Annotated in this window: 6 protein-coding genes; all 6 read right to left on the reverse strand. The window is 56.5% G+C overall.

Annotation, left to right across the window (positions count from 1 at the left end; genetic code table 11):
• A partial coding sequence (locus tag PAT3040_RS37765) for a hypothetical protein (RefSeq protein WP_181376981.1) occupies window positions 1–660 on the reverse strand: 660 nt, incomplete at its 3' end.
• Between the two features lie 26 nt (window positions 661–686).
• On the reverse strand, window positions 687–1,568 hold the full coding sequence (locus PAT3040_RS32615) for a carbohydrate ABC transporter permease (RefSeq protein ID WP_108995946.1): 882 nt from the start codon (window positions 1,566–1,568) through the stop codon (window positions 687–689).
• A 16-nt stretch (window positions 1,569–1,584) separates the two neighbouring features.
• Window positions 1,585–2,487 (reverse strand): ABC transporter permease, encoded by a 903-nt coding sequence (locus tag PAT3040_RS32620; protein WP_087566261.1) that lies wholly within the window; start codon window positions 2,485–2,487, stop codon window positions 1,585–1,587.
• The gene (locus PAT3040_RS32625) at window positions 2,484–2,861 is read right to left on the reverse strand and encodes a sensory rhodopsin transducer (protein ID WP_087566260.1); all 378 of its coding nucleotides are present in this window, start codon (window positions 2,859–2,861) and stop codon (window positions 2,484–2,486) included. The genes PAT3040_RS32620 and PAT3040_RS32625 overlap by 4 nt, the downstream gene beginning before the upstream one ends.
• Window positions 2,862–2,876: 15 nt before the next feature.
• Window positions 2,877–4,100: a M24 family metallopeptidase gene (locus tag PAT3040_RS32630; protein WP_108995947.1), complete on the reverse strand. Its 1,224-nt coding sequence runs from the start codon at window positions 4,098–4,100 to the stop codon at window positions 2,877–2,879.
• A partial coding sequence (locus tag PAT3040_RS32635) for a hypothetical protein (RefSeq protein ID WP_181376982.1) occupies window positions 4,097–4,837 on the reverse strand: 741 nt, incomplete at its 5' end. The genes PAT3040_RS32635 and PAT3040_RS32630, both read right to left, overlap by 4 nt.

The raw sequence follows: 4,837 nt of genomic DNA on the forward strand, positions 1-4,837 counted from the left end.
ATCGCCATCGCAGTTCGGCTCGAGCCCAGGCTGGAGCGCCACGCCGCTTTCGGCGAGGAATTGCCCCACCATATCATCGCTATAATCGGCGTCCGCGAGACTGAGTCGCGGACTCGTATAGCCATCCCCCCCGTGCAAGCCGTCAAAGCCGTAATCGGCCATGACGCGCGCCAGATCGGCGACAAACAAATCTTCGTATAACGTTCCGTCCTCAAGCCGTTTGAGCGGATTAATGACCGGGAACGGCTCGCCCGAGCCGCGCATTTCATACAGCTCCGGGTGGGCCGAGCACCATCGGCTCGCCGCCTGCTTGCCATTGTCCCGGTACAGGAACAGGTTAAAGAAGCTGCAATAGACGGCAATGCCATGGCTCCGCAACTGCTCAACCAAGCCGCGCAGCTGCCAATTGCTCCACGGCTGGCGATTGCGCTCCTTGCCGTAAGGTCTGGCGGCATAGGAGCATGCCTCGATCGGCAGCTCCCACTCCCGCTCCATGCCCCCATGACCGTGTAGGAAATCGGGGGTAAACAGCAATAGCGATACGGCTTCGGGCACAAAACCCGCGTTTTCCAAATAATCGGCCACCCCGAAGTCGGGCGCCTGATGGTCGAATCCGATCAGCTCGATCCAGATCCATCTCTCGTAAGGCTGCGTTTTCATAGCTCTCCTCCGTCACTGGCAAATCCTTATCCTTTGACGCTGCCGAGTACAATTCCCTTTACGAAAAAACGTTGCAGAAACGGGTACACGAGCAAGATCGGCAGCGCACCCAAAAAGATCTGGGCCGCACGGGTCGTGCGTTCGGATATTTGGATAATGCCGCTTAAATTGGTGGGGTCCATCTTCATGGGATTGCTGTTGATGACCATTAATTGCAAATAGGTGGACAACGGATAACGATCCGGGAAATTCATATAGATCAACCCGTCAAACCAAGAGTTCCAGTGCCCCACCAGCGTAAACAAGGTGATGGTCGCGAGTACCGGCATCGACATGGGGACAAACATCCGCCACAGCACCGTCCAGTGACCCGCCCCGTCCATAAACGCCGATTCCTCGATCTCCCTCGGCAAACCGCGGAAAAAATTAAGAAGCAGGATGACATTGAATACCGGCACGGCTCCCGGCAGCACGAGCGCCCAGATCGAATCCAGCAGTCCGGTATTCGTGACGATCAGATAAACCGGAATGAGGCCGCCGCTGAACAGGATGGTGAAAATAAAAAACCAGGCGTATACCGTGCGCAGGCGAAAATCTTGACGTTCCTTGGCCAGCGGGTAAGCGCATAATAACGAGATCAACATGTTGATCGTATAGCCGATGGCAATGCGCTGCATGGTAATGCCGAAGGATTGGATGAACTCCCGTTTCCCAAGAATGTACTTGTAGGAGGCCATCGTGAAGTCCACCGGCCAGAATTTGACCAGTCCGGCGGATGCCGCCGGGCTGGAACTGAACGAAATGGCCAATACCTGAATCAGGGGAAACAGGCATAACAGCGACAGTAGAATAAGAAACGTATAGTTGCTAAAAACGAATATTTTTCTGCCTAGAGATTGAACATGCATAACCTTTTCCCCTTCCTCAGAAAATGCGGTAATTAGCTAGCCGGTAAGCCAAATAATACGAAATCGAAATCAGCACAAGCGATACGCAGGATTTGAAAAAACCGATTGCGGTCGCCACGCCGAACTGGGCATCCACCAGGCCGATACGATAAATCAACGTATCGAGAATATCGCCGCTTTGGTAGACGCTTGGGCTGTACAGGTTAAACACCTGATCGAAACCCGCGTTAAGCACATTGCCGAGACTTAATGTCGCCAGCAGGATGATGATGGGGACCATCCCCGGCAGCGTAATATGCCACACTTGCCGCGTATGGCTGGCCCCGTCGACGATCGCCGCTTCGTACAAAGCCGGATTGATGCCGGTGATGGCCGCCAGGTAGACGATGGTGCTGAAACCAAATTCCTTCCACACCTCGGAAGCAATCAGCACGCCCGGAAACCAGCTGTTGCTGCCCAGAAAATAGACCGGTTCCAGCCCGATAGCTCCCAGCACCTGATTGACGATTCCTTGGGAAGGCGACAAAATATCGACGAGAATGGCCCCCAAAATGACCCAAGACAGAAAGTGGGGCAAATAAATCAACGTTTGTACCCCGCGCTTGATCAGGGCGTTCCTCATTTCGTTTAACAACAAAGCAATGGCAATGGGCACGATTTGGCCCACGATTATTTTCATGCTGGCAATAAAAATGGTGTTCCACAGCACTTGCCAGATGTCCGGCATCTGCAGCACGTAGCGGAAATTGTCCAGGCCGATCCACTTTGAGCCGAACAATCCGTTAATCGGCACGAATTTCTGGAATGCGATGACGACGCCCGTCATCGGGATATAACTGTATACGATCAGCAGCAGCGCGCCCGGCAGCAGCATAAAATGCAGGGGCAATTCCCGTTTGGTTTTGGCTTTTTTGTTCATTCGCCGTAACCCATCAGTCCGATATACGCCAGATTTGGCTGGGCAATATCCATGCGGCCGTATTGCAGCACGACTTCGATATTGCTGCGGAAACGCAAGGAATATTGGCACTGCCGCTCCAGCGCGATGCCTCCGATATCCTCCGGACGGTCCATGCGGAAGCACTTGACCCGCCGCGCCGCTACAGTGAGCGGGATGTTCAGATCGGGCTCGCGATCCTCGTAATAAATATCCATGGCGATATCGGCGTCTTCGTCGTGACAATTCAGAATCATAATGGCTTCATGGCCTTCGAAAGGTTCGTCCATCACTTTGCCTTTATAGGGGAGATAGCCGTCGATTACATACCAGTTGCGCTTCCCTTGCTTCTCCATGTTGTGATCTCCTTTCTATCTCGCTTCAATGACGCCTTCTTCACGCCAGGTTTTGCTCAGCTGCCGCACCAGCCCGGACATCGACCGATAACCCTCATCCGTAACGAGCAAGCTCTCTTCGATCCGATTCGAGCCATGCGGGTGCCCGAACAAGCTGACATCCGTATTGACCGTCATGCCCGCGGCAAACCGCGCTTCGCTGTGCTCGTCGGGATACGGCGACTCCGCTTCCGCCAGCCCGCAGCCATGCATCGGGGGATACAGGTCGTATTCGGTTACGCCATGCCGGGCAAACCGTTCCTTCACCGCACGAACCAGTTGTCCCATTGGAACGCCCGGCTTTAACTGATTCAACGCCCCTTCTTCCGTCTCAACCAGGATGTCGATAAACCGCCGCTGGCCTTCCGACATCGTCCCGGCCACAAACGGGAACCCGACGGTGGCGACATAACCTTCGTACTGCACGGCGATTGCCGCCATCACCATGTCTCCGTCCGCAATGACCTTGCGGATCGGACGGCCGATGATGGTATCCACGCGCGCCCCGGTTGCAAGCACGATAAACGGCATAAACTCCGCGCCTTCCTTCGTGCATTCCCCATAGGCCAGCGCGGCCAGCTCCAGCTCCGTCATGCCGGGCCTCACCTCCCGGATCATCCGCCGGTAGCCCGCATCCGCGATGCGCGCCGCTTCCTGCAGGCAAGCGATCTCGTGCGCGGATTTGGTCATCCGCAGCTCATACAGCAGTCCGCCGGCATCCGCCAGCTCCGCGTCTCCCGCGGCCGCCCGAATGATCGCCATAAGCGGCTCCGGGATGTCCTGCAGCCCGGCAATGCCGATGCGCGCAAGCGGCCCCGCCGCGCGAAGCTCCGCGAATATGGCGCCAAGACTGGCATAATCGGCCCTTGGATATTCGATCGTGTCGGGCACCGTGACGCATGTAAACTCCTGCAGCAGCCTGATATCGCTCCAGGCCGCCATTTCCCTGCACAGCTGCTCCCCTTCCGGAGCCGCGATAATAATCGGTTCGCCCGTCGACGGCACCACCGTCGCCCCGCGTTCGAACAGCGGCCAATAGTTGCTTATATAACGCAGGTTTTCCTTGCGGTATTCGTCTCCGTAGACAAGACATGCTTGCATCCCCCGCGCTTGCATCAACGCCTGCAGCCGTTCCGCCCGTTCGCGGAACTCCGACGCCGGGATGGATGCGCTGCCGCCTGTCCGTGCTTCGTTGCTCATGCTTCCCCGCTCCCTTCGTACACCATTTTGCGAATGCCCATAAAGTCGGCTACATGCGCCAACTCGGCGGTCAGGTCGCCGTATCCGATAATGCAGTGATGCGCGAAACCTTCCTTGATGAGCCGCCGCAACAAAAGTTTGATGGGCTGTTCGAACTTGACGACGGCCGTAATTTCCTCGCACGGGATATTCTCGGGAATGTGCAGCGCCTCTCCCCTCACAATCAGCATCTTGTAGCCTTCCGCATCGTTGATCAGATGGCTGACCGTCACGACGCCCGGCTTCAGCGTATATTCGAAGCCAAATCCCGCTCCTTCCAGCCCCCATTGCTCCGGCGACCGGTTTACCTGCACGCTGCCGCGGTCGGCGGCGTAAGAGGGATCGGCGAAACCATGATGGACCATAAGCAGCGCGTTCAGCTCCTCGTCGAATTCGCCCCATTCCGCGTAAGCGGGCACTTTGCCCGTCAGCAGATGCATCAGCTTCATGATGATCAGCCCGTGCACGTCGCCTTCCGTGTTCGTCACGTACTGCGCTTCCTCGTGAAGCAAGGTATGGGCCAAATAAGAGGTCGTTCCCGTCTTCTGCTCCACGTAATGCTGGCCGAGCAGCGTCAAGCCGTCGAGCCGGAAACGCTCCAGCGTATGGCGAAGCGCTACATACATCCGCGCCGACTTGTCCATATCGTCTTGTCCCACGCCGACGATATTAAATTGCTGCCGGGCGGCGGCGACCGC

This window comes from Paenibacillus agaridevorans (assembly GCF_003112455.1).
Taxonomy (GTDB): Bacteria; Bacillota; Bacilli; order Paenibacillales; family Paenibacillaceae; genus Pristimantibacillus; species Pristimantibacillus agaridevorans.

What these genes read in the sequence shown, in the direction of transcription:
- PAT3040_RS32615 (WP_108995946.1), bottom strand. Translation starts at nt 1,568, where the DNA reads ATGCATGTTCAATCTCTAGGCAGAAAAATATTCGTTTTTAGCAACTAT.
- PAT3040_RS32620 (WP_087566261.1), bottom strand. Translation starts at nt 2,487, where the DNA reads ATGAACAAAAAAGCCAAAACCAAACGGGAATTGCCCCTGCATTTTATG.
- PAT3040_RS32625 (WP_087566260.1), bottom strand. Translation starts at nt 2,861, where the DNA reads ATGGAGAAGCAAGGGAAGCGCAACTGGTATGTAATCGACGGCTATCTC.
- PAT3040_RS32630 (WP_108995947.1), bottom strand. Translation starts at nt 4,100, where the DNA reads ATGAGCAACGAAGCACGGACAGGCGGCAGCGCATCCATCCCGGCGTCG.